This is a genomic window from Micromonospora sp. NPDC050397, from assembly GCF_044901685.1.
Lineage (GTDB): Bacteria > Actinomycetota > Actinomycetes > Mycobacteriales > Micromonosporaceae > Micromonospora_G.
The window spans coordinates 15867-36952 of the sequence record NZ_JBJDPS010000009.1 but is presented as its reverse complement, the minus strand read 5'-3'; the positions used below and the strand labels follow the sequence as shown (position 1 = coordinate 36952).

The window sequence follows — 21086 nt, the reverse complement described above, 5'->3', positions numbered from 1 at the left end:
GGCGATGGCTCTGACGTTCATGATCAGCACCGGCCGGTGCGGATCCACCCTGGTCTCCCAGATGCTGCGTGTCCATCCGGAGGTGCTCAGCCTCAGCGAGCTGTTCAGCACCGTACGCAACCGTGGCTACCTCGACGGCACCCCGGACGGCGCGGAGTTCTGGCGGATGCTGAGCGAACCCGAACCCGTCATGGACATCATGGTCACCGAGGACCTGAAGGTCTCCGAGCTGATCTACCCGTACGGGACCGGCCGGTTCGACCCGGCCGAGGGCCTCCCGGCGATCTGCCACATGACGCTGCCCATGCTCACCGACGATCCCGACGCGCTCTACGACGAGCTGGCCGCCGAGGTGCCCGGCTGGCCGGCGCGTCCGGTCGCCGACCAGTACCGGGCGCTCTTCGCCTACCTGGCGCAACGGTTCGACCGGCCGGTGGTGGTGGAGCGCTCCGGTGGCTCACTGGGCATGCTGCCCCGGCTGCGGGAGCAGTTCCCGGAAGCCCGCTTCGTCTACCTCACCCGGGATGGTGCCGACTCGGCGCTGTCGATGAGCCGCCACGCCGGGTTCCGGCTGATCCTGCTGGGACACGAGGCCGCCCGGATCACCGGGGTGACCTCCCCGGAACAACTCGGACCCGACCAGTTCCGGCTGCTCCCGCCGGAGCTGGGTCGACTGTTGACGACCCCGTCGGAGCTGCCCCGGCTGATGCGGCGGGACATCCCGGTGACCGCGTTCGGGGCGCTCTGGTCGACGATGATCCGCGAGGGGGCGGACGAGCTGCTGAGGTTGCCCGCCGAAAGCTGGATGATGATCTCCTACGAGGCGCTGGTCGCCCAGAGCCGGTCGGAGCTGACCCGGCTGGCCGACTTCCTCGGCATCCCGGCGTCGCCCGGGTGGCTGACCGAGGCGGCGAACCTGGTCGACCCCGGTCGGCGGGCGGCCTCGACCCGTCTGGACCCGCGCCTCCTGGCGGCACTGCGCCGCTCCTGTGCGCCCGGCAGGGACGCCACCGAGACCCTCGCGGCGGCGGCCGACGCCGTACGGGTACCCGAAGCATGAGCGGCACCGCGCTGACGACAACCGGCCTGCTTGCGGAGATCCTGCCGCCGCAGGCCGTGACCGCCGAGGTGTACACCGACCCGCCCGGTCTGGCGCTGTTCCCTGCCGAGCAGGAGGTGGTCGCGCGGGCGGTGGACAAACGTCGCCGCGAGTTCACCACCGTCCGGCACTGTGCCCGCGACGCGCTACGACGACTCGGCAAGGCGTCGGGGCCGATCCTGCCGGGCGAGCGCGGGGCGCCGACCTGGCCGGCGGGTGTCGTGGGCAGCATGACCCACTGCGCCGGCTTCCGTGGCTGCGCCCTGGCCCACGCCACCGACCTGCGCACGATCGGCCTCGACGCGGAGCCGGCGGCACCGCTGCCCGACGGCGTCCTGGACGCGATCGCCCTGCCGCAGGAGCGGGCCGACATCGATCAGCTCGGCCCCGGGACACCTTGGGACCGACTGTTGTTCAGCGCCAAGGAGTCGGTCTACAAGGCGTGGTTCCCGCTGACCCGTACGTTCCTGGAGTTCGACCAGGCCCGGATCGAGCTCGACCCGGCCGGTGGTTTCACCGCGACGCTGCTCGTGGCGCCGCCGGCGACCGTCACCGAACCGCTCACCGGATTCACCGGCCGTTGGGTCCACCGGGACGGCCTGGTGATCACGGCGATCGCCGTTCCCGCTGCGTAGGGGTGGCGCTGGGGTGTGAACCGATGGGAATGACGCCGAGGATCCGTACGGGCACAAAATGCACGGCAACGGGTGGGAGAGCTCGATGCACACGCGTACCGGGATGGTGACGTCCCCCCAGCGGCTCGGCGTCGACGGCACGTTGTACGTGCGCAACCGATCCACCGGTGAGGTGTTCGGCTACCCGCACCGCCCCGGACCCGTCGGCCCCGGCAGCTACGGCCCCCCGGTCCGGATCGGCACCGGCTTCCTTCCCGAGGTCGCCCCGGTGCTGGCCGCCGGGGACTTCCACGGCGACGGGGGCCTGGAACTGCTCTGCGTCCTGCCCGGCGGCGCCGAGGTCCTGCTCCCCGTCCCCGGCTCGGTCGCCGCGTCCGACCTGGCCAGCGGCTCGGTCACCGCGTCCGGCCTAACCACCGGCTCGGTCACCGCGTCCGACCGGCCCGCCGGGTCGGGTACGGCGTCGGCGCCGACCACTCAGGTTGTCGTGGTGCGCTCGGTCAAGGGACGCCCCGCTCAGGTGCTGCGGGCCGCGCCCGACGGCACGGTCCGCCTCTCCACGGCGCTCGCTCCGGACGACGGGGAGACGCTGACCACGATCGACCCCGGCGCGGTGCTGCTCGGCATGGGAGACGTCACCGGCACCGGCCGACCGAACCTGCTGCTGCGCCGTACCGACGGCGGGGTCAGCGCCTGCGAGTTCCTGTCGACCCCGGGCGCCGGACGACTCTGGCACGACCTGGGTGCCGGCTTCGACGACGCGGTTGTGGTCGGCGCGACCGACGTGGGCGGCGACGGCCTGGCCGACCTGCTCGCGATCGGCCGCGACGGCAGGCTCTGGGTCTTCCCGCACAGTGGCGTCTTCTGGCCGCAGTATCCCGCGGTCACCTTCCTCACTCCGGTTCCGGTCGCCGACGGCGTCGACGCGTTCGACGTCATCGGCTGACCGGCACACCAGATCGCGATCGCGAGGACTCTATGGATACCTTGGCCGAAGCGGTGCTCTCCGGCGCCGCGCCCGAGGAGCTCGGCCGGCTCCCGCTCCCGCAGGTGTTCCCCGCGGCGCACCTGCGGGCCGCCGACGTCGGCATCTTCGACGGTGCGTCGGACCGGGACGTTCGGCGGTCGCTGCACGTCGGGCCGGTGCCGATGCCACGACTGGCACCGGACGAGGTGGTCCTCGCCGTGATGGCCAGCTCGATCAACTACAACACGGTCTGGTCGGCGATGTTCGAACCGATCTCGACCTTCACCGCGCTGCGACGGTTCGCCCGGCAGGGTGGGTACGCCGCCCGGCACGACCTGCCCCACCAGATTGTCGGCTCGGACGCCGTCGGCGTGGTGGTCCGGGTCGGCGACGGCGTGCGGCACTGGAACGTCGGCGACCACGCCATGGTCAGCCCGGCCTACGTCGACGACCAGGACCCCGGCGCACACGCCGACGGCATGATGGGCCCGGAGGGAAGGGCCTGGGGGTACGAGACGAACTTCGGCGGCCTGGCCCACTACACGGTGGTGCGGGCCAGCCAGTTGGTACCCAAACCTCCGCACCTGACCTGGGAGGAGGCCGCCTCGCTCACCCTCTGCGCCGGCACCGCCTACCGGATGCTGGTCAGCGACCGGGGCGCCCAGATCAAGCAGGGCGACGTGGTGCTGGTCTGGGGAGCGACCGGCGGCCTCGGCGGGTTCGCCGTCCAGATGGTCAAGAACGGCGGCGGTGTCGCGGTCGGGGTGGTCAGCTCCGAGCGGAAGGCGCAGATCCTGCGGGAGCAGGGCTGCGACGTGGTCATCGACCGCCGGGAGATCGGCATGGGCGACGGCCCCGAGGCCACGGTGGACGCGATCGAGCTCGGCAAGCGGCTCGGCCGCAGGATCCGGGCCGAACTCGGCGAGGACCCCCGGGTGGCGTTCGACTACGTCGGCCGGGCCACGTTCGGCACCTCCGTGCACGTCGTACGGCGCGGCGGTGTGGTCGTCACCTGCGGGTCGAGCACCGGCTACCAGCACCAGTACGACAACCGCTATCTCTGGATGAACCTCAAACGGGTGATCGGCAGTCACATCGCCAACCTCCAGGAGCAGTGGGACACCGCCCGGCTGTTCCGGCAGGGCGGTCTGGTGCCGATCCTCACCGACGTGTACCCGCTCGCCGAGACCGGCGAGGCGCTCCGGCTGGTGCAGACCAACCGGCACGTCGGCAAGGTCGGCGTGCTCTGCCTCGCCCCGCACGAGGGACTGGGGGTGACCGATCAGGAGGCCAGGGAACGCATCGGGGTCGGTCGGCTCACCTCGTGGCGGCGGTACGCGTCGACGGCGAGGGTGTGACGATGACCGCGATCGGAATCCTGGCCACCGGCTCCTACGTACCCGACCAGGTCGTGACCGGCGCGGACGTCGCCGGCCCGGCCGGGGTGACCGAGGAGTGGATCGAGCGGAAGACCCAGATCCTCGCCCGCCGCTACGCCGCACCCCACGAGGCGACCTCCGACCTGGCCGCTGCCGCCGCGAGGCGGACGCTCGACCAGGCGGGGCTGTCGGCCGGGGCGGTGCGGTACCTGATCGTCTCCACCTCCACCCCGGACTCGCCACAGCCGCCCACCTCCTACATCGTCCAGGAGGCGCTGGCGGCGCACGGCGCCGTCTGCTTCGACATCAACGTGGTATGCAGCGGATTTGTCTACGGACTGGCACTCGCCCGGGCGCTGGTGGCCCAGGAACCGGGCGCGTACGCCCTGGTGGTCGCCGCCGACGTCTACTCCCGGATTCTGGACGTCACCGATCGCAAGACCGTCGTACTGCTCGGCGACGGTGCGGGAGCGGCCCTGGTCGGTGCCGTACCGTCGGGCGGTTTTCTCGACCTGGAGCTGTCCAGTCACGGTTCGGCCCGTGAGCTGATCCGGGTGGAGGCCGGCGGCAGCCGGCTGCCGACCACGTACGAGACCGTCGAGAACGGTGGCCACTTCTTCCGGATGAAGGGCCGGGGCGTACGGGACTTCGTGATGGAGAACGTGCCCGGCGCGGTCCGGACCCTGGTCGAGCGGGCCGGTCACCAACTGGCCGACGTCGACCACTTCGTGCCGCACCAGGCCAACGGTGTGCTGCTCAGCGAGCTGGTGACCCGGGCTGGCCTGGACCACGCCCACACGCACCGGACGCTGGAGCGTTACGGCAACACCGGCAGCGCGTCGGTCGCGCTCGCGCTCGACGACGCCCACCGCAACGGGCACCTCGACGCCGGGGACCTGGTGCTGCTCGCCGGGTTCGGTGGCGGCATGTCGCTCGGCGCGGCCCTGCTGCGCTGGACGGCCACCCCGTGAGCGCCGCCGCCGCGAGCAGCGGTGCGGGCATCACCCGGGTCGGCGTCGTCGGCTGCGGCACCATGGGCGCCGGCATCGCCGAACTCTGCGCCAAGGCCGGGCTGGACGTGCGGGTGGCGGTCTCCTCGGCGGATTCGGCGCAGGCCGGTCGCCGCCGGATCGCCGCGTCGCTGGACCGGGCCGTCGTCCGGGGCAAGCTCACCGCCGAAGCCCGGGAGCGGGCCCTCGCCTCGGTCTCGTTCACCCACGCGCTGCCCGACCTCGCCGACCGGCAACTGGTGATCGAGTCGATCCCCGAGGACGAGAAGCTCAAGCGGCACCTGTTCGCCGCGCTCGACGCGGCGGTCAGCGACCCGGACGCGATCCTGGCGTCGAACACCTCGTCCGTGCGGATCGCCACCCTCGCCGAGCGCACCGAGCGCCCCGAGCGGGTGGTGGGCATGCACTTCTTCAACCCGGCGCAGGTGCTCCCGCTGGTCGAGCTGGTGCCCACCAACCAGACCGCCGTACGCGTGGTGGCCGCCGCCGAGACGTTCCTGACCGACGTGCTCGGCAAGCAGGTGATCCGCTCCGCCGACCGGTGTGGCTTTGTCGTCAACGCGCTGCTCATCCCGTTCCTGCTCGCGGCGGTGCGGATGGTCGAGACGGGACACGCGAGCCGGACGGACGTCGACCGGGGCATGAAGCTCGGGTGCTCGCACCCGCTCGGCCCGCTGGAACTGGCCGACCTGATCGGCCTGGACACCGTCGCGTCGGTCGCCGAGGCGATGTACGCGGAGTACGGCGAGCCGCTCTACGCGCCACCGCAGCTTCTGCGGGACCTGGTCGCCGCCGGTCAACTGGGCCGCAAGGCGGGCTCGGGCTTCTTCGAATACCCGTCCTGACCCGATCCCGGTCACGCGAGCCGGACAACCGCGAACGCCCGGGTCCGTACCTCGGGGGTGGTACCCGTACCTCGGCGGTGGTGCCTGCACCACCTCGGACAGGGGCGCTGTCCGGATCGCCTCGGACGTCCGGAAACGGCCACACTGGACGGGTCCCTGCCTCGGGGCCGCCCGCCCCGAGCGTGGCCAAGGAGGGCTCCCGTGTCCGACAGTCGTCGACCATTCCCACGTCATCCGCGCGCCAGCCGGCGGCGCCGAATCGCGACCACTGCCATCGCGCTCACCGCGCTCACCGGTCTCGCCCTGGGCGGCGCGCTACCCGCGTCCGGGTCCCAGACTCCGGCAACGGTCGAAACCAGCGTCACCGGCGACACCGTACGACAGAGCCTGGAGCGCCTGGTACGCGACGACGGCTTCCCCGGGGCGCTGGCCGCCGTCCGGGGCCGCGACGGCCGTACCCGTGACCTCACCGCCGGGGTCGGCGACCTGGAGACCGGGTCCCGGGTCCCGGTCGACGGCCAGGTGCGCATCGCCAGCAACACGAAGACCTTTGTCGCCGTGGTGGTGCTGCAACTCGTCGGCGAGGGCCGGGTCGGCCTCGACGAACCGATCGAGACCTACCTGCCGGGGCTGGTCCACGGCGACGGCATCGACGGGCGCGCCATCACCGTACGGCAGTTACTGCAGCACACCAGCGGTATCCCCAACTACACTGCCTACATCGGCGACGACTTCTTCGCCCTGCGGGACCGGTACATGGAGCCCCGTGAACTGCTCGACCTGGCCCTGGCGCATCCCGCGTCGTTCCCACCGGGCAGCCGTTGGGAGTACAGCAACACCAACTACGTCCTGGCCGGTCTGCTGATCCAGCGGGTGACCGGTCGACCGGTGGCCGAGGAGATCGACCGCCGGATCATCGACCGTCTCGGCCTGCGCGACACCTACTTCCCGAGCGTCGGCGAGCGGAGCATCCGGGAGCGGCACCCGAAGGGTTACCACCCGCCGGCCCCCGGTGCGCCGCTGCGCGACATCACCGAGCTGGACCCGTCGTGGGGTTGGGCCGCCGGGCAGATGGTGGGCACCCCGAGCGACCTCAACCGGTTCTTCAGCGGCCTGCTCGGCGGTCGGCTGCTCGCACCGGCGCAGCTCGCGGCGATGCGTACCACGGTCGAGGCGCCGGGCCTCTGGCCCGGGGCCAGGTACGGGCTCGGCCTGTCCAGCAGCCCGTTGAGCTGCGGCGGAGTCGCCTGGGGTCATGGTGGCGACATCCCCGGCTACGAGACCCGGGGCGGTGCCACCGACGACGGCCGGGCGGCCACGGTCGCGGTGACCGCGCTGCCCGCCACCGACACGGCGCACCAGCACGTCCTCGACGTCGTGGACACCGCGCTGTGCCGGTGACGGCGAAGCCGCCGCTTCCGATCGGTCCGTGAAATCGAAACCAGCCGGTGAGGTCCGTCGGGTTCCGACCTGCCGGACCTCACCGGGTCGACGGGGGAGCCCCGTCCTTCCATGGGCGGGGCACGACCCTGCTCGTCAGCCGGACCGCCCGTCGACTACCCGGCGAGTTTCGCCCCGATTCGCTCGGCGTCGGGGTGTCCCAGCTCGGTGAGGATCTCCAGCGCCCGCCGCCAGGTCTCACGCGCCGCCTGCGGGTCGCCCCCGGCGAGGCCGGTGTCGCCCAGGTGGGACAGGCTGATCGCCTCGTAGTAGCGCTCGCCGACCTCCTGCCAGAGCGCCAGCGCCCGCCGATAGCACTCGGTGGCCTGCGGATACTGGCCCAGATGGTGGTGGGCGTACCCGAGGCTGTCCCAGGTGTGGGCCTCCCAGTAGCGGTTCCCGGTCTCCTGCTGTAGCGGCAACGCCTCCCGGCAGTACCGCAACGCGCGATCGTGGTCGCCCAACTGGATGTGGTACCAGCCCACGTTGTTCAGCGCGTTCCCCTGCCCGGACCGGTGACCGGCGGCCCGGAACAGGTCCAGGGCCTGTTCGGCGTAGCGCAGGGCAAGCCGGGGCCGGCGTCCGCGTTCGGCCACGGTGCCGAGGTTGAGCAGGGTACGCGCCTGCCCGACCCGGTCGTCGAGGACGCGGTAGAGCCGCAACGCGTGCCGCAGGTGGGCGCGGGCCGCATCGTCCTGGCCCAGGCGCAGGCCCGCCACCGAGAGATTACGCAGCGCCCGGGCCTGGGCGTCGCGGTCCCGGAGCCGGCGGGCCGCCTGGAGCGCGGCGCGCTGCACGACCGCCTGCTCGTGCCAGTGGCCACGGCGGTCCAGGAACGTGGTCAGGGCCCAGCCCAGCCGCCACGCGTGCCGGTCGTGCCCGTCGCCGACGGCCTGCCGGACCAGGTTGAGCAGCACCGGGTGTTCCGCGCTGAGCCAGGCCCACGCGGCGTCGCGGTCGCCGACCGCCACCACGGTCACCCCGTCGGCCCGCGCCGGGAGGTCGATCGGATCCCGGTGTGGGTGCAGCCGTACGTCGGCGGCGTGGGCACCGTACAGGTAGTGGTCGAACATCCGGCGGGTGGCGCCCAGCCGCGCCGATTCGGACTCCTCGGCGCGCACCCGTTCCCCCGCGTACGCCCGCAGCAGATCGTGCGAGGCGTACCGGCCGGGAACGTGCTCCGAGATCAGGTTCGTGTCCGCCAACTCGGCCAGCAACGGGCGGGCCGCCAGCGGTGCGACACCGGCGACGCTGGCCGCCGCGGCCAGCTCCACGTCCGGCCCGGGGTGCAGGCTGAGCAGCCGGAACATCCGCGCCGCCGGCTCGGTCAGGGCCCGGTACGACCAGGAGAAGACCGAGCGCGCGTCGGTGCTGGCGTCCATGCCGGCAAACGCGTCCAGCCCACCGCGGGCCGCGTCCAACTCGTCCGCGATCGCGGCCAGCGGGAAGGTGGAATGGCTCGCGGCCCGCGCCGCCGTGATCGCCAGAGCCAGGGGGAGCCCGGCGCAGTGGGCGACGATGGCGGCCACCGCGTCCGGCTCGGCGCCCATCCGGGCCGTACCGAGTCGGCGGATCATCAGCTCGCGGGCCTCGCCGGGGGAGAGCAGCCCCAGGGTGAGCGGGTGCCCGCCCTCACCGGCGATCAGGCCGGTCAGACGGCTGCGGCTGGTGATCAGGGTGAGGCAACCCGGGCCGCCGGGCAGCAGCGGCCGGACGTGCTCCGCGTCGCGGGCGTTGTCCAGGACCAGCAGCACCCGCCGACCCGCGAGGAGGGTACGCAGCAGCGCCGACTGGGCGGCGAGACCAGCGGGCAGATGCCCGGGAGGTACGGCGAACGCGTCCAGGAACCCGCGTACCGCCTCGCCGGGATCCAACACCGCCCCGCTCGGGTGATACCCGCGCAGGTCGACGTAGAGCTGTCCGTCCGGGAACCGGTCGGCGACCTGCCGGGCGAAGTGGACCGCCAGCGCCGTCTTGCCCACCCCGGCGGTGCCGGAGAGCATCACCAGCGCCGTGGTGCCCGAGCGGGCCGCCGCGTCGAGCAGGCCGTGCAGGTCGTCCAGGGTCGCGGTACGGCCGGTGAAGGCGTACGGCTGACCGGGCAGTTGCCCCGGGACCGGGTGCGTGGCCGACCGGGCCGGTTCACCGGGCGCCGCCCGGGGGAGCGGCGTCACCGCCGTCACGGCACCGAGCCGCCGGTCGCCCCGGAGGATCGCCTGCTGCAACTCGGCCAGCTCCGGTCCCGGCTCGATGCCCAGCTCCTGGACCAGGAGCCGCCGCATCCGCTGGTACGCGTCGAGCGCCTCACTGCGCCGGCCGGCCCGGTAGAGGGCGAGCATGAGCAGCCCCTGCGCCCGTTCCCGCAGCGGCTCCGCCGCGACCAGCGCGGCGATCTCGTCCACCAGCTCGGCCCCGCCACCGAGCCCGAGTTCGTGCGAGAGGCACTCCTCCTGTACGGCGCCGCGCTGCTCGTCCAGGCGTGCCGCGCTCATCTCGATGAGCCGCCCCGTCACCCCGGTGAACGCGCGTCCGCGCCACAGGGCCAGGGCTCGCCGAAGCTCGGTGACCGCGTCGCCGAGGTTCCCGTCGGCGGCCAGGCGCCGACCGTGGCGTACCCGCTCGGCGAAGACGCGCAGGTCGACGTCGTCGTCCCGGACCCGGAGCGCGTACCCACCCGACTCGCTGACGATCAGGCCGGTCGTACCGCTCACGGCGGCCAACCGTGCCCGCAGGCTCGACACACAGTTGCGTACGGCCTTGGCGGCGCTCGGCGGTGGCCGGTCGTCCCAGAGCGCCTCGACCAGCCGCGACACCGGCACGACCTGCCCGGCGTCGAGCAGCAGGACGGCGAGGATCCGCTGCTCCCGCGACCCGGCCAACTCCAGCCGGCCGTGGCCGAACCGGACCTCCATCGGACCCAGTACCCGAAACCCCACGCAGCCCCACCCTGGTCCGTACCGAGGCCGGCTCCGGCGCGCGACCGGTCCGTCCGGGAGGGACGATCCGAGCCCTTTCCATGATTGTTCCACCCACGATGATCCGTGTGTGTCGATCCGGTGACGGCTGGTGCGGGTCGCTTCAGGGGTGATTCGCACAATGCGGCAGATCGACGACGACAGACGTCCGTGCCGGTCGCCGCCGACCTGGCGAGCGCCGTGGCCCGGTCGTGGACGATCCGTGGACGGTCCAGCCGAGACTGGTGCCGCGCCACGACCGGTGGCCGCGTGAGCAGCTCGGCCCCGCCCAGACGACCGCACCGCACGGAAGGAAGACCATGCGGCTATCCCCACGAACACCCGGAGCAAGACGCAGGCTGGCGGGTGTGACGCTACTGGTGATCCTGCTGACCACAGGAGCACCCACGGGTGCGGCGGCGAGTGCGCCACCGCCCACGGCGGAGGACCTTCAGGTCTGGCAGACAAAGATGGAGAAGGTGCCCGAGCCGTCGGCGATGGGCTGCTTCACCGCCCGCTATCCGGCGGTGACCTGGCGCGAGATCGCGTGTGCGGCTGCGCCGGACACCCCGATGGAGCCCAGAACCACCGAGCCGACCCCGCTGGTGGTGGGCGGTGGCGAGCATCTCGTCGCGGAGAGTCCGACCGGGTCGATCTATCGCGCGGCCGGCACCTTCGAAGAGGTGATGGACGTGGAGGCCGTTCGGTCACAGATCGAGGCCGGTGGTCCGGATGTCGCCAACGCTTACACGCTCCAGCTCAACACCAACTTCTTCGACACCTCGCTGTGCAATCCGAACAGCCCGGGTTGCCAGGGTTGGCAGCAGTTCATCTTCGCCAACGATGGCACCAGTGGGCTGCTGTTCATCGAATACTGGCTGCGCGACTACGCCGCGTTCGGCGACCCCACACCCTGCCCGGACACCTGGAGCACGTCTACCAGCTTCGGCGGGGGAGTTTCCTGCTACAAGGACACCCCGGCAACGCCCGTCGCCGCCAACACATCGATCAAGCTGATGGAGAAGTTCGCTCTGACCGGCGACATCACCGGGGCGGAGACGAAGGTCACCTTCACCCCGGACAACGGGTTCACCCTGTACCAGCACAGTGGTGCGAAGATCCTCGACGTCGGGACGGACTGGAAACAGGCCGAGTTCAACGTGTTCGGCTACGGCAACGGTGCCGAGGCCACATTTAACGAGGACGCGTCCATTCGGGTCCGGACGAGGATCGACTACGGCGGCACCGCCGCCCCCCTCTGCGCGACCGCTGGCTTCACGGCCGAAAGCAACAACCTCTTCCAGATCGGCTTCACGGGGGCGCCGCCGCCCACCGCCCCCGGCCCGGCTCTCGTCTTTCAGCAGAAGGGCGGGATGGGATTGGCGAGTGTCAACTGCGATGAGGCCCTGACCGTGGGGGACACCCATCAGGTCACCTTCGCCGGCCTCCTGTACGACTTCCAGGCCTCGGGCGACTTCGTCGAGGCGCAGGTCGGCACCGACTTCGAGGTCCAGAGCCGGAAAGTGTCGGGCGCACCAACCTGGCCGAACACCTCGCTCAACCGATCGGCCGGCGTCAGGATGGGCAGCACAACGGTGGCGGTGTGCGACGGATCGCGTCTGTTCGTCAACGGGGCATCCGCCGTCATGCCTCCGGGCGGCTCGGTGACCCTCCCCTCCGGGGTGCGGATCCAACGCGCCGGAAACATCCATCACGTCAGAGACGCGTCCGGTAACAGCATGCGGGTCGAGCTGAGGGGCCCCTACATCGATCTGCACGTCGGCCTCGGTCGGTGGCCGACAACGGTACGCGGCCTGCTCGGCAACCCCGGCAACGACCCTCGCCGACTCGAAGCCAGGGACGGCACCCAGTTCGTTGTGCCAAGTACATTCAACGCCCAGTTCTTCAACTTCCTGTACGGCAGGTTCGGCCCCAGTTGGCGGGTCCCGGCCAGCTCTTCACTGCTCGCTCCCTGCAGCCAGGTCGCACCGGGCAACCCGACCGCTCCGTTCTTCGCCCGCGACCTGCCCTCGGGACTGCGACTGTCGGCCGAGTCGAGGTGCCGCCAGGCCGGGGTCCAGCAGGCGTGGCTGGAGAGCTGCACCCTGGACGTCGCCGTGCTCGGCACCGCGTTGGCCGCAGCCGTGTACGTCGGCCGCGTGGCGCCGGTCGTCGACGGCAACCGTCCCCCGGCGGGGTGCTCACCGGCCGGCGGCTGTAGAGGGCTTGATCGCCCGTTCGACAGCGACTAACGCAAAAAGCACGCGGGATGGCCCAGCTCCGGCTGGGCCATCCCGCCACGCCCGTGCCGACGAGGTGCGGCGGCCGTCCTCTCGTCCGCACTCCGATTGCGGATCACCCGTCAGCGATTCCGGAGGTCCACCCGTGCCACCACTCGATGAGCACGACCACCCGAACCATCCCGCGATCACCGGACGACCCCGTCGACCCGTCGGACCGATCGGCCGAGCGGTCGCCGCCGCGCTGGTCGCGGTCATGGTGCTGCCCGGGGTGGCCCAGGCCGACCCACGCAAGCCCGTGGAGCCGGCCCATGCTCAACCCGCCCCCCACGGCCGGACGCAGGAGGCCGTACCGGAGCCGCTGCTGCCGGCACAGAAGAAACCCAGCCCGAAGCCCCGACCGGGCGGCCCCAGCACCAACATCGTCGGCGGCTCCCCGGCGGCGCCGGGCGAGTTCCCCTACTTCGTGTCGCTGCAGCGAAAAACCACCGGGCAGGCCTTCTGCGGTGGCTCCCTGATGTCGACCACGAAGGTGCTCACCGCGGCGCACTGCGTCGACGGCGGCCTCAACCCGGCCAGCGTCCGGGTCAGCATCGGCGGGGTCACCATCGTCCCCAGCAGCGGCATCGTCCGGGACATCAGCGCGATCACGGTCCACCCCGGCTGGAGTCCGAGCACGTCCCAGAACGACGTGGCGATCCTGACCCTGGCGACCCCGATCGTCCGGACCGACCCGGTCGTGCAGTGGCTGCGGCTCGCGCGCGGCAACGAACTCGGCCTGGTCGATCCGGGTGACACCTCGACGGTGATCGGTCACGGCGACATCTGTTGGGGCTGCACGATGTCGAACCAGCTCCTCAAGGTGGCGGTGCCGATCCAGTCCGACGCGACGATGTCGACGGCGTACGGCGCGGATTTCCACGGCCCCACGATGCTCGGCGCCGGTCCGCTCGCCGGTGGCAAGGACTCCTGCCAGGGCGACTCCGGCGGCCCACTGGTGATCACGTCGACCCCGCAGGACATCCAGATCGGTAACGTGAGCTGGGGCAACGGCTGCGCCGAACCCAACTACCCCGGCGTGTACGGCGAGCTCCACCAGGGCTCCCTGGCGACCTTTGTCAACGGCCAGGTATCCCGCCCGTCCCAGGACCAGTTCACCGCCGCGTCGACGCTCGCCGGCAACGCCGGGTCGGTCGTCGGCACCAACGAGAACGCCACCGTGGATCCGGCCGAACCAGCGGGTGAGACCACCGTCTGGTACACCTGGACACCGACGATCAGCGGCAACGCCAAGGTCACGCTCAACCAGCACGGCTTCGACTCGGAACTGCACGTCTACACCGGCTCGTCGGTGTCGGCGCTGACCCAGGTGGCGTACAACGACGACGCCAACGGCACCCTCCAGTCCGAGGTCGACTTCTCCGCCGTCGCCGGCACCACCTACCGGTTGCGGGTCGACGGCTACGACTTCGACTACGGCAGGTTCCGGCTCGGCTACGGTGTCAACCGGCCGGTCAACGACGACTTCGCCAACTCCCAGTTGCTCACCAGCCCGCTCGGCGTGCTTGCCGCGAGCACGGCCAACGCCACCGGGCAGGCGGGCGAGCCCAGCGAGGAAGACGGGTGGGCGGACGCGACCCTGTGGTACACCTGGGTGGCGCCGGAGTCGGGCGTCGCGCGTTTCACCACGTACGGATCCACCTTCGACACCACGCTGGCCGCCTATACCGGCGACTTCCTGTCCGAGCTGAACGCGACAGCCCACAACGACGACTTCAACGACAAGTTACAGTCCTCGATTTCGTTTCCTGTGACGGCAACCTCGGTCTACCGGATCCAAATAGGCGGATACAACGAGCAACGGGGCGCGGTCCGCCTCCAGTTCAGCGTCAACCCGGAGGCCAACGATTTGTACGCCGCCGCGCAGGTCATCAGCGGCGCCTCCGGTACGGTCGTCGGGTCGAACCACCGGGCCACCGCCGAGCCGGGCGAGCCGGCCCTCGAATCCGCCCCCGACAACACCGTCTGGTACCGCTGGACCGCGCCCAGTACGGGCACCGTCGAGTTCCGCACCTGCGGCTCGACCTTCGACACCGCCCTGGCGGCGGCCACCGGTACGGCCGTCACCGGGCTGACGAAGATCGCGTCGAACGACAACTCCGGCTGTGGGTCCCAGTCGATCGTCAGTTTCGCCACCACCGCCCGGCAGACCTATTACCTGTGGGTCGACGGGATCGGCGCCGCCCGGGGCGACGTCGTGCTCTCCTGGAGCTGACGCCAGGACGGGAGCCACCGCACTGACGCACGTCGGCGGTGTCGCGCGACCGTACGCGACACCGTCGACGTCGCCGAGACTCAGGAGCAGCCCCAGCGGTCCTGCACCTGGATCGTGACCGGGATGCTCTGCGTCTGGACGCCGTCCGTCGCCGTCAGTTCAGGCTGGTACACCCCGTGCGGCAGCGGGGGCAGGGTCATCGCGATCAGGTTGAGCGCGTGACGACCATCGCTCGACCCGGGTGGGATCGGTGCGTGCGGCAGGCTCGTGGTGGTGCCGGCGGGCAGGTTCCGGGCCCCCACCTCGATCGCGGTCGACCATTCCCCGTCAATCATGATCCAGAAGTACGTCCACCAGGACTCGTCGGCCGGGATGCAGATGCGCTGTCCGACGCCCGTCAGTTGCCAACCGGTCGCCGACGTGGTGGAACCTGACGCGGTGGCCGGTGAGCTGCTGATCAGCGCCAGCACCACCGCGCTGAGCAGTCCGAGTGCCAGTCGAGCGACGCCAACGGTCGATCGCAACATCGAAGCCTCCCAAACTTGGTCGACGGGCGGGCCGCGCCAGCACCCGTCGACAAGAATATTTACATCAATAAATATAAGAACGGACTGCGCTGTCTTTGACAAGGGGGCTGGCGCTGGCCAACGCGGCGCTCGGGTGCGCGCGAATCGCGGAAAGCGGAATCTGACCGACGGGCGCTTCGAGATGAGCTGCCTTGACTTCAAGCAAGGTTCAGGTTGCAGCCTTGATCGTCAATCGCCTGGACGGAGCCAATCAAATGATCGACCCGAAGGTCAGTATCCGTCTCGCCCGGCCCAGCCGGGACCTTGCCGCGATGGAGCGCTTCTACGTCCGGGGGCTGGGGCTGGAGGTGCTCTACCGGGCCGAGGGCGGCCCCGAGGAGCATGACCTGCTGATGCTCGGCTGGCGCGAGGCGTCGTGGCATCTGGAACTGGTCGGAGGCCCGAACCTCTCGGTGTGGCCGACACCGACGAGCGAGGATCTTCTTGTGCTCTACCTGTCCGAACCGATCGGCGACACGGTTGTGGCCCGCCTCGAACGGGCCGGCGGCAGACGCGTCACCCAGGGTGCGTACTGGGATCGGTGGGGTGTCACGGTCGAGGATCCGGACGGTTACCGCCTCGTGCTGTCAAGCCGCCCGTGGTCCAACGCCGCGTAGTCGCCGGACGGCTTCACCGGAAAGACAACACCCGCCTCGAGACATCGGTCCAGCCGATCTCGACGTGCCCGGTGATCACCCCGGACTTGCGTCATCGGTTTGTGAACGAGACGAACTGGGCAACCTCGCGCATTCCAAGTCCTTCGTAAACCTTCCGTGGCACCCGGTACGCACCGTCGCCACGCGGGCCGACAACCGCCTGAGTGGCGCCGAGATCACGCGCGACGCGTAGCAGCTCGGCGCACAGGGCTCGGGCCAGTCCACGTTCGGCGTGGGCCGGCACGGTCCCAACCGGCTCGAACAAGATCGACCCCGCCTCGGGGTCAAGCCATCCCAGCGCGAAGGCGGCGAGCGAACCGTCGGCCGCCTCGACGACCAGGTCCAGTTCTTCGCGATAGACCGGCGAACCGATAACCGCCAGGTGCTTCTCGATCGAGTAACTCGAGCCAGGCTCCTCACCGGTCACCGGCAGGTTGAGTAGCTGCTTGATGCGCACCGGATCCCAGCAGCGGCGATGTACCTCGACCCGCTCCACCAGCTCGTCACGACGAACCCGACGAATGGAATAGCCGTCTGGGAGGTGATGCGCCCGCAGGTCGGAGAGGTCAGCGAGACCGCGCCAGAGCTGCGCGAACCACGGCCCGTCAGCGCGATGGAAGCCCCGACCCGACAGCGCGTCGACCAACTCGGTCTGCTGAAGCGACACCTCTGCCGTGACGTGCGGTGCCACCCGCAAAACCTCGTCGATGGCGATCGCCAGTTGGTGAGCGGTCATCCCTGGTGCCAGGTGCAGGGTCACGCTCGCCGGCCGGGCACCCGACGGCGGTAGCCATATGTCGGCGAAACCCCAAAGAGGATTTCCCCAGGTCAAGGCGATGTCGGGATTCGTGCTGCCGTCCCCGCGGGCGGAGGCCCATGCGACATTGCCGGGGTGCAGCCGCTGCTGCGGAGTCCAGGTTCGCCCAACACAACCCAGGCGTGCGGCGAGATCGGCGGTATTCACCTCGGTAGTCCGCCAGATGCGCCTTGCCAAGTCAACTCGTCCCGACGACCCGTCACGGCATGGTCCGGCTCGACGAGTGCCGGAGACGGCTGGACGACCCGGTGGAGCCCTGGCTGCCCGAGCTCGCCGACCGGCGGGTGCTGAAACGGGTTGACGGCCCGTTGGACGACAAGGTGCTGGCGGGCCCGAATCCCCGTACGGAACGTGCTGACCCCCCACGCTCGGACTCGGCCTGGACTTCACGGCGCTGCGCAGCCCGACCATGTGCTCGTCGCCGCTGTCACACAGTGACGCGTTCTTCGCCGGTGGGTCGTCACCGGGTCCCTGACTCGCCCGTGCCAGCATCGCCCCGTGCGCAACGAGCAACGCCCACGAACACGGACACACGAGTCCGACATGACTGTGGACCCGGTAGGGTCGCACTGCTATGGTGGCGCGTTTGACGGTTTTTCAGCTAACAATCTGTCGTTTCACCCGGGAGTCGGCGTGGCCCTGCGCGTTCATCCTGTCCGGCCGGGCAACGAAGATCGGCTGGCCGGTGGCACTCTCGTACGCCTTCAGGTCCTTGGTCCGTTGCGGGTGTGGTGCGACGGCGTCGAAGTGGATGCCGGTCCTTGCCGGCAAACTCGGCCGCGAGACAGCCGCCGCCGAGTTCCTCTTCTTTCGGATGACCGGGGCCTACGTCAACACCGAGAAGGACCGTGGGATGTGGGCTCGCCGGCTGTACGAGCAAGGCCAGGCGTCGGCGGACCCGATCATCCAGGCGTACGGCCGGCAGGCCTGGGGCCTGTACCAATGGGACATCGGCGACATCGGCGCGGCGTATCAGTGTTTCAGCTGGCTAGGCCATACCACTGCGGACGGCATTGCCTCGCTGCTTGCGAACTCGGCCGACCCACACCCGGGGCCGGCTCAGGAAAGCCTGTACCACCTTGCCAGCCAGGTCGGGGGTGTCCCGATTCGACGCCGCCACGACCTCGGACGTTGGCGGATCCCGGATGAGTGGGTCGGTTATCTGGCCGTGATCACCGCGCTGCAGGGTGATGTCGAGACGGCGCGGTCCCTGCTCGGCGCGGTGTACCAGGCCGAGGGAGACACTTTTGAGATGTCGGGCTGGACCCGCTACCAAACCATGGCCGCCTCGATGGCTGGTGACGCGGCCTGGGCGATGCACGCGACCGAGCGGTGGGTCGCGGCCGGCGCCGACCTTCCGGGCGTCGCTCAGGAAGCCTACATCCGGCTGGACTGGTACTGGGCCCGTGCCATCACCGGCGACGACCCGGCCGGCAACGCGGCCAAGGCCGAACCTCTCCTGGCCGCGACCCTGGCCGACCCGCCACGATGGGGCCTCGCCTACTGGTACGGACTGATCGCCGAGATGTGGCTGGCAGCCGAGATGCCCGACAAGGCCGCGACCGCCCTCGACCGGGCCGACCAGGCCATCAAGGCCTATGGCCAGCGCTACGCCGAAGGACTTCTCCTGTTGCTACGCGCGCGCCTGCTGCACGCTCGCGGCGAACCCGTCGACGTCGTGCGAGCCGCCGCCGACAAAGCCCGGGTCCGATCCGGCGAACGGGGCGCCCACCTCTTCGCTCGCCGTGCCGAGCGGTTCTTGGCCGATCTCGAGACGCAGACCGGCGTGGCAACCGGATGAAGGGGCGGCTACGCGTCTCGGGGCAGGCCCAGGCCAGCCAGGCCGTTTGTCGAGTTTGTCCTGCGCCAGAAATTCCTGAGCGACGAACTGCGTCACTCGCACCTTGGCGCCGATGTCCCACCGCGATCACCGAGCGTTCGGGAACGCCTGCACGCGGCCTACCTCGTCGCCATCAACCCCTCGTAGCGGCCAGGCGGTCGACCGATGTCGTTTGCCGCTGGGCAGAGGCAAGCCTCTGCCCAGCGGCTGCGTGTTGCTGTTTGTCGTCGCCGAGGGTGGTGCCGCTGCCTTCGTCGAAGCGTCAGTCTGCGGTTCCGGTGCGGGCGGTGGTGGCGATGGCGTGGCCCTGTCTGACGGCTTGGCCGAACTTGGTGCCGGTGTGGGGGAGCCGCCAGAGTTCCCGGTTGCCGGGTTCGCAGCAGTCGACGATGGCGGCGAGGTCGTTGTCGCCGTCGTTGTCGAAGTCGCCGTTGGAGAGTTGGAGGGTGCGTCGCCAGTCCCAGCCGTCGGTGCTGTCGACCTCGCTGTCCCACCAGGTGGCGGGGGAGGTGAAGGCCGTACCGGTCGAGGTGAGGACTTTGATGGTGGTTTTGGCGTCGTGGTCGTAGAGGGCTACCAGGTCGTCGGCGGTGCTGCCGTCGACGTGGACGGCGGACCAGTTGGCGGCGTTTCCGGTGAAGGTGGTGGGGTCGGTGTCGGTGTCGCTGTCCCACCACTGGGTTCCGGCGGTGAATCCGGTTCCGGTGGAGGCGTGGATGCGTACGGTGGTGTGGGTTCCGGTGGTGTCCTGGGCGACGGCGAGGTCGGTCTTGCCGTCGCCGGTGAAGTCGCCGGCGACGGTTTTGGTGTTGTTCCAGGTGTAGGTGCCGGCGCTTTGGGTGTACGCGGGGGTTCCGGTGCTGGTGAAGCTGGTTCCGGTGGAGGGGTAGACGTAGGCACGCCAGCCGCCGGCGCCGTCGTTGACAACGGCCGCGGCGTCGGCGATGCCGTCGCCGGTGAAGTCGCCGGCAAAGGTACGGGCGTCGCTGAGCAGCCAGGTGCCGGCGTCGAACTCGGCCCACTCGTCACGGTACTGGTTGGTGTCGGAGCGGAGGAGGGACAGGCGTACGTGGCCGTCGGGGTCCTGCCGGAAGAGCGCGATGTCGGCGCGTCCGTCGTTGTCGAAGTCTCCGCCTGCGGTTTGGATTCTGTCGATGGAGTGGCCGCTGTGGATGGGGCTGTCCCAGGCGATGGTGGCCGGATGGAAGTCGGTCCCGGAGGAAAGCATCGTCCAGGCCGCAGTGCGGCCGTCGCCCATGTCGAGGATCGCGGCGACATCGGCCATGCCGTCGCCGTTGATGTCGTTTTGCTTGTCCGCGACCGTGGCGTCGCCGCCCGCGGAGAGAAGTCGAGGCCCGGTGGCGGTCGCTTGCACGTTGCCCGCCTTGTCGACGGCCCTGACCCACAGGTTGGCGACGGCGGTGCCGGGGAAGTCGGGGTCACCCCAGAGGGTGATCGGAACGATGGCCTTGCCGGTCGCGTCGGCCGGCGCCCACAAGGCGACGTTGTTGTCGAAGCCGTAGCGGTAACCGGCGATGTCGTTGTCACCGGCGGCTGGGTTGATCGTGACGGTTCCGATGGTGCCCACGTTGGTGTTCTCGCCGCCGACGGGGTAGTCGGTCGAGGTGATGGTCGCTGCCCCGGGGGCGGTGCCATCGATGAGGAAGTAGCACCGGGGGGTGGGTTCGCCGATGGCGCCGCCGGTGTCCCGAGCCCTGGCCGTGTAGTAGTAGACGGTCTCGTCGGCCGCCAGGGTGCCGTCGGGGACGATGGGCCAGGTGACCACCCCGCCGGACGGGATGGTCGCCGAGGCGGCCGGACCGTATGCCGGTGCGTCCCCGGACGCCTCTCTGATCTCCAGGTAGGCGGTCAGGTTGTCCGCGTCGGCGTCGGACAACCCGGCGGTGAAGGTCGGGTTCCGCATGCTTCCCGGGAGCCGGGCCGGGCTGGTCGCACTCCCGCACCGAGTCGGAGGGTACGTAGTCAACTGACTGGGTACGGCCGGCGCGGTGTTCTGCTCGACGGTGAGCTTGGCGGTGCCTGGAAGGACCCTCTTTCGTTGCTGGTTGGTGCCGTGGTCGGGAGTGCGTAGTCCAAGCGTGAGTCGGTTACCGGTGCCTGCGGCGTCGGCCCGGGTCGTGATGTCGTCCCGCATCTCTCCGGTCACACTCGCGTCCGGGGGCACCGTCTCGGTGGTTGCGATCGGAGCGGGATCGGTAGCCAGTGCGGTCGCCGCTAACAGAAGTGTGGCGACGGCCGCAGGGACGTGCCTACGAAGACCTGGTGAACGCGTGGATCGATCTAGGAAGGAGGACACGACGGGACCTTTCTCCGAAGATTCGAAAGTGGACAGCGGATCGTAT

At 70.4% G+C, this 21086-nt stretch carries 15 protein-coding genes; 11 read left to right on the top strand and 4 right to left on the bottom strand.

Going from position 1 to position 21086, the window contains the following annotated elements:
* Positions 1-4 precede the first annotated feature (4 nt).
* The 7 genes from ACI2K4_RS25680 (at position 5) to ACI2K4_RS25650 (ending at position 7336) form a co-directional block, all read left to right on the top strand.
* A complete protein-coding gene (locus tag ACI2K4_RS25680) occupies positions 5-1060 on the top strand; it encodes a hypothetical protein (protein WP_404514838.1) in 1056 nt (351 codons plus the stop codon).
* Complete coding sequence (locus tag ACI2K4_RS25675; RefSeq protein WP_404514836.1) at positions 1057-1734, top strand: 4'-phosphopantetheinyl transferase; 678 nt, start codon at positions 1057-1059, stop codon at positions 1732-1734. Before ACI2K4_RS25680 ends, ACI2K4_RS25675 begins: the two co-directional genes overlap by 4 nt.
* An 85-nt stretch (positions 1735-1819) precedes the next feature.
* Positions 1820-2680, top strand: a complete 861-nt coding sequence (locus tag ACI2K4_RS25670; protein WP_404514834.1) for a hypothetical protein — start codon at positions 1820-1822, stop codon at positions 2678-2680.
* A gap of 32 nt (positions 2681-2712) precedes the next feature.
* Entirely contained in the window at positions 2713-4059 is a 1347-nt protein-coding gene (gene ccrA / locus ACI2K4_RS25665) for a crotonyl-CoA carboxylase/reductase (protein ID WP_404514832.1), read from the top strand.
* 2 nt (positions 4060-4061) lie between these two features.
* On the top strand, positions 4062-5051 hold the full coding sequence (locus ACI2K4_RS25660; RefSeq protein ID WP_404514830.1) for a 3-oxoacyl-ACP synthase III family protein: 990 nt from the start codon (positions 4062-4064) through the stop codon (positions 5049-5051).
* Positions 5048-5935, top strand: coding sequence for a 3-hydroxybutyryl-CoA dehydrogenase (locus ACI2K4_RS25655; RefSeq protein WP_404514828.1), 888 nt, complete (start codon positions 5048-5050; stop codon positions 5933-5935). The genes ACI2K4_RS25660 and ACI2K4_RS25655 overlap by 4 nt, the downstream gene beginning before the upstream one ends.
* Positions 5936-6136: 201 nt before the next feature.
* Complete coding sequence (locus tag ACI2K4_RS25650; RefSeq protein WP_404514826.1) at positions 6137-7336, top strand: serine hydrolase domain-containing protein; 1200 nt, start codon at positions 6137-6139, stop codon at positions 7334-7336.
* A 155-nt stretch (positions 7337-7491) separates the two neighbouring features.
* On the opposite strand, the gene ACI2K4_RS25645 is transcribed toward ACI2K4_RS25650, so the two are convergent.
* On the bottom strand, positions 7492-10311 hold the full coding sequence (locus tag ACI2K4_RS25645) for an AfsR/SARP family transcriptional regulator (RefSeq protein ID WP_404514824.1): 2820 nt from the start codon (positions 10309-10311) through the stop codon (positions 7492-7494).
* A 386-nt stretch (positions 10312-10697) separates the two neighbouring features.
* Here ACI2K4_RS25645 and ACI2K4_RS25640 point away from each other — a divergent pair, with 386 nt between their 5' ends.
* Positions 10698-12581 carry a hypothetical protein gene (locus ACI2K4_RS25640; RefSeq protein ID WP_404514822.1) on the top strand — a complete coding sequence of 628 codons (1884 nt, stop codon included), beginning with the start codon at positions 10698-10700 and terminating at the stop codon, positions 12579-12581.
* Between the two features lie 133 nt (positions 12582-12714).
* The gene (locus ACI2K4_RS25635) at positions 12715-14844 is read left to right on the top strand and encodes a trypsin-like serine protease (RefSeq protein ID WP_404514820.1); all 2130 of its coding nucleotides are present in this window, start codon (positions 12715-12717) and stop codon (positions 14842-14844) included.
* Between the two features lie 80 nt (positions 14845-14924).
* Here the strand turns inward: ACI2K4_RS25635 and ACI2K4_RS25630 are convergent, their stop codons facing one another.
* The gene (locus ACI2K4_RS25630) at positions 14925-15371 is read right to left on the bottom strand and encodes a DUF5980 family protein (protein ID WP_404514818.1); all 447 of its coding nucleotides are present in this window, start codon (positions 15369-15371) and stop codon (positions 14925-14927) included.
* Positions 15372-15625: 254 nt separating this feature from the next.
* Between ACI2K4_RS25630 and ACI2K4_RS25625 the strand changes: the two genes are divergently transcribed.
* Positions 15626-16027: a VOC family protein gene (locus ACI2K4_RS25625; protein ID WP_404514816.1), complete on the top strand. Its 402-nt coding sequence runs from the start codon at positions 15626-15628 to the stop codon at positions 16025-16027.
* Positions 16028-16118: 91 nt separating this feature from the next.
* Here ACI2K4_RS25625 and ACI2K4_RS25620 read toward each other — a convergent pair whose 3' ends face one another.
* The gene (locus ACI2K4_RS25620) at positions 16119-17030 is read right to left on the bottom strand and encodes a GNAT family N-acetyltransferase (protein WP_404514814.1); all 912 of its coding nucleotides are present in this window, start codon (positions 17028-17030) and stop codon (positions 16119-16121) included.
* A gap of 439 nt (positions 17031-17469) precedes the next feature.
* Between ACI2K4_RS25620 and ACI2K4_RS25615 the strand changes: the two genes are divergently transcribed.
* Positions 17470-18684 (top strand): hypothetical protein, encoded by a 1215-nt coding sequence (locus ACI2K4_RS25615; RefSeq protein WP_404514812.1) that lies wholly within the window; start codon positions 17470-17472, stop codon positions 18682-18684.
* Between the two features lie 301 nt (positions 18685-18985).
* Here the strand turns inward: ACI2K4_RS25615 and ACI2K4_RS25610 are convergent, their stop codons facing one another.
* On the bottom strand, positions 18986-20647 hold the full coding sequence (locus ACI2K4_RS25610) for an FG-GAP repeat domain-containing protein (protein ID WP_404514810.1): 1662 nt from the start codon (positions 20645-20647) through the stop codon (positions 18986-18988).
* Between the last annotated feature and the right edge of the window lie 439 nt (positions 20648-21086).

Coding starts and splice junctions, on each gene's coding strand:
- ACI2K4_RS25625 (WP_404514816.1), top strand. CDS start 15,626: ATGATCGACCCGAAGGTCAGTATCCGTCTCGCCCGGCCCAGCCGGGAC.
- ACI2K4_RS25630 (WP_404514818.1), bottom strand. CDS start 15,371: ATGTTGCGATCGACCGTTGGCGTCGCTCGACTGGCACTCGGACTGCTC.
- ccrA (WP_404514832.1), top strand. CDS start 2,713: ATGGATACCTTGGCCGAAGCGGTGCTCTCCGGCGCCGCGCCCGAGGAG.
- ACI2K4_RS25660 (WP_404514830.1), top strand. CDS start 4,062: ATGACCGCGATCGGAATCCTGGCCACCGGCTCCTACGTACCCGACCAG.
- ACI2K4_RS25610 (WP_404514810.1), bottom strand. CDS start 20,647: ATGCGGAACCCGACCTTCACCGCCGGGTTGTCCGACGCCGACGCGGAC.
- ACI2K4_RS25680 (WP_404514838.1), top strand. CDS start 5: ATGGCTCTGACGTTCATGATCAGCACCGGCCGGTGCGGATCCACCCTG.
- ACI2K4_RS25675 (WP_404514836.1), top strand. CDS start 1,057: ATGAGCGGCACCGCGCTGACGACAACCGGCCTGCTTGCGGAGATCCTG.
- ACI2K4_RS25670 (WP_404514834.1), top strand. CDS start 1,820: ATGCACACGCGTACCGGGATGGTGACGTCCCCCCAGCGGCTCGGCGTC.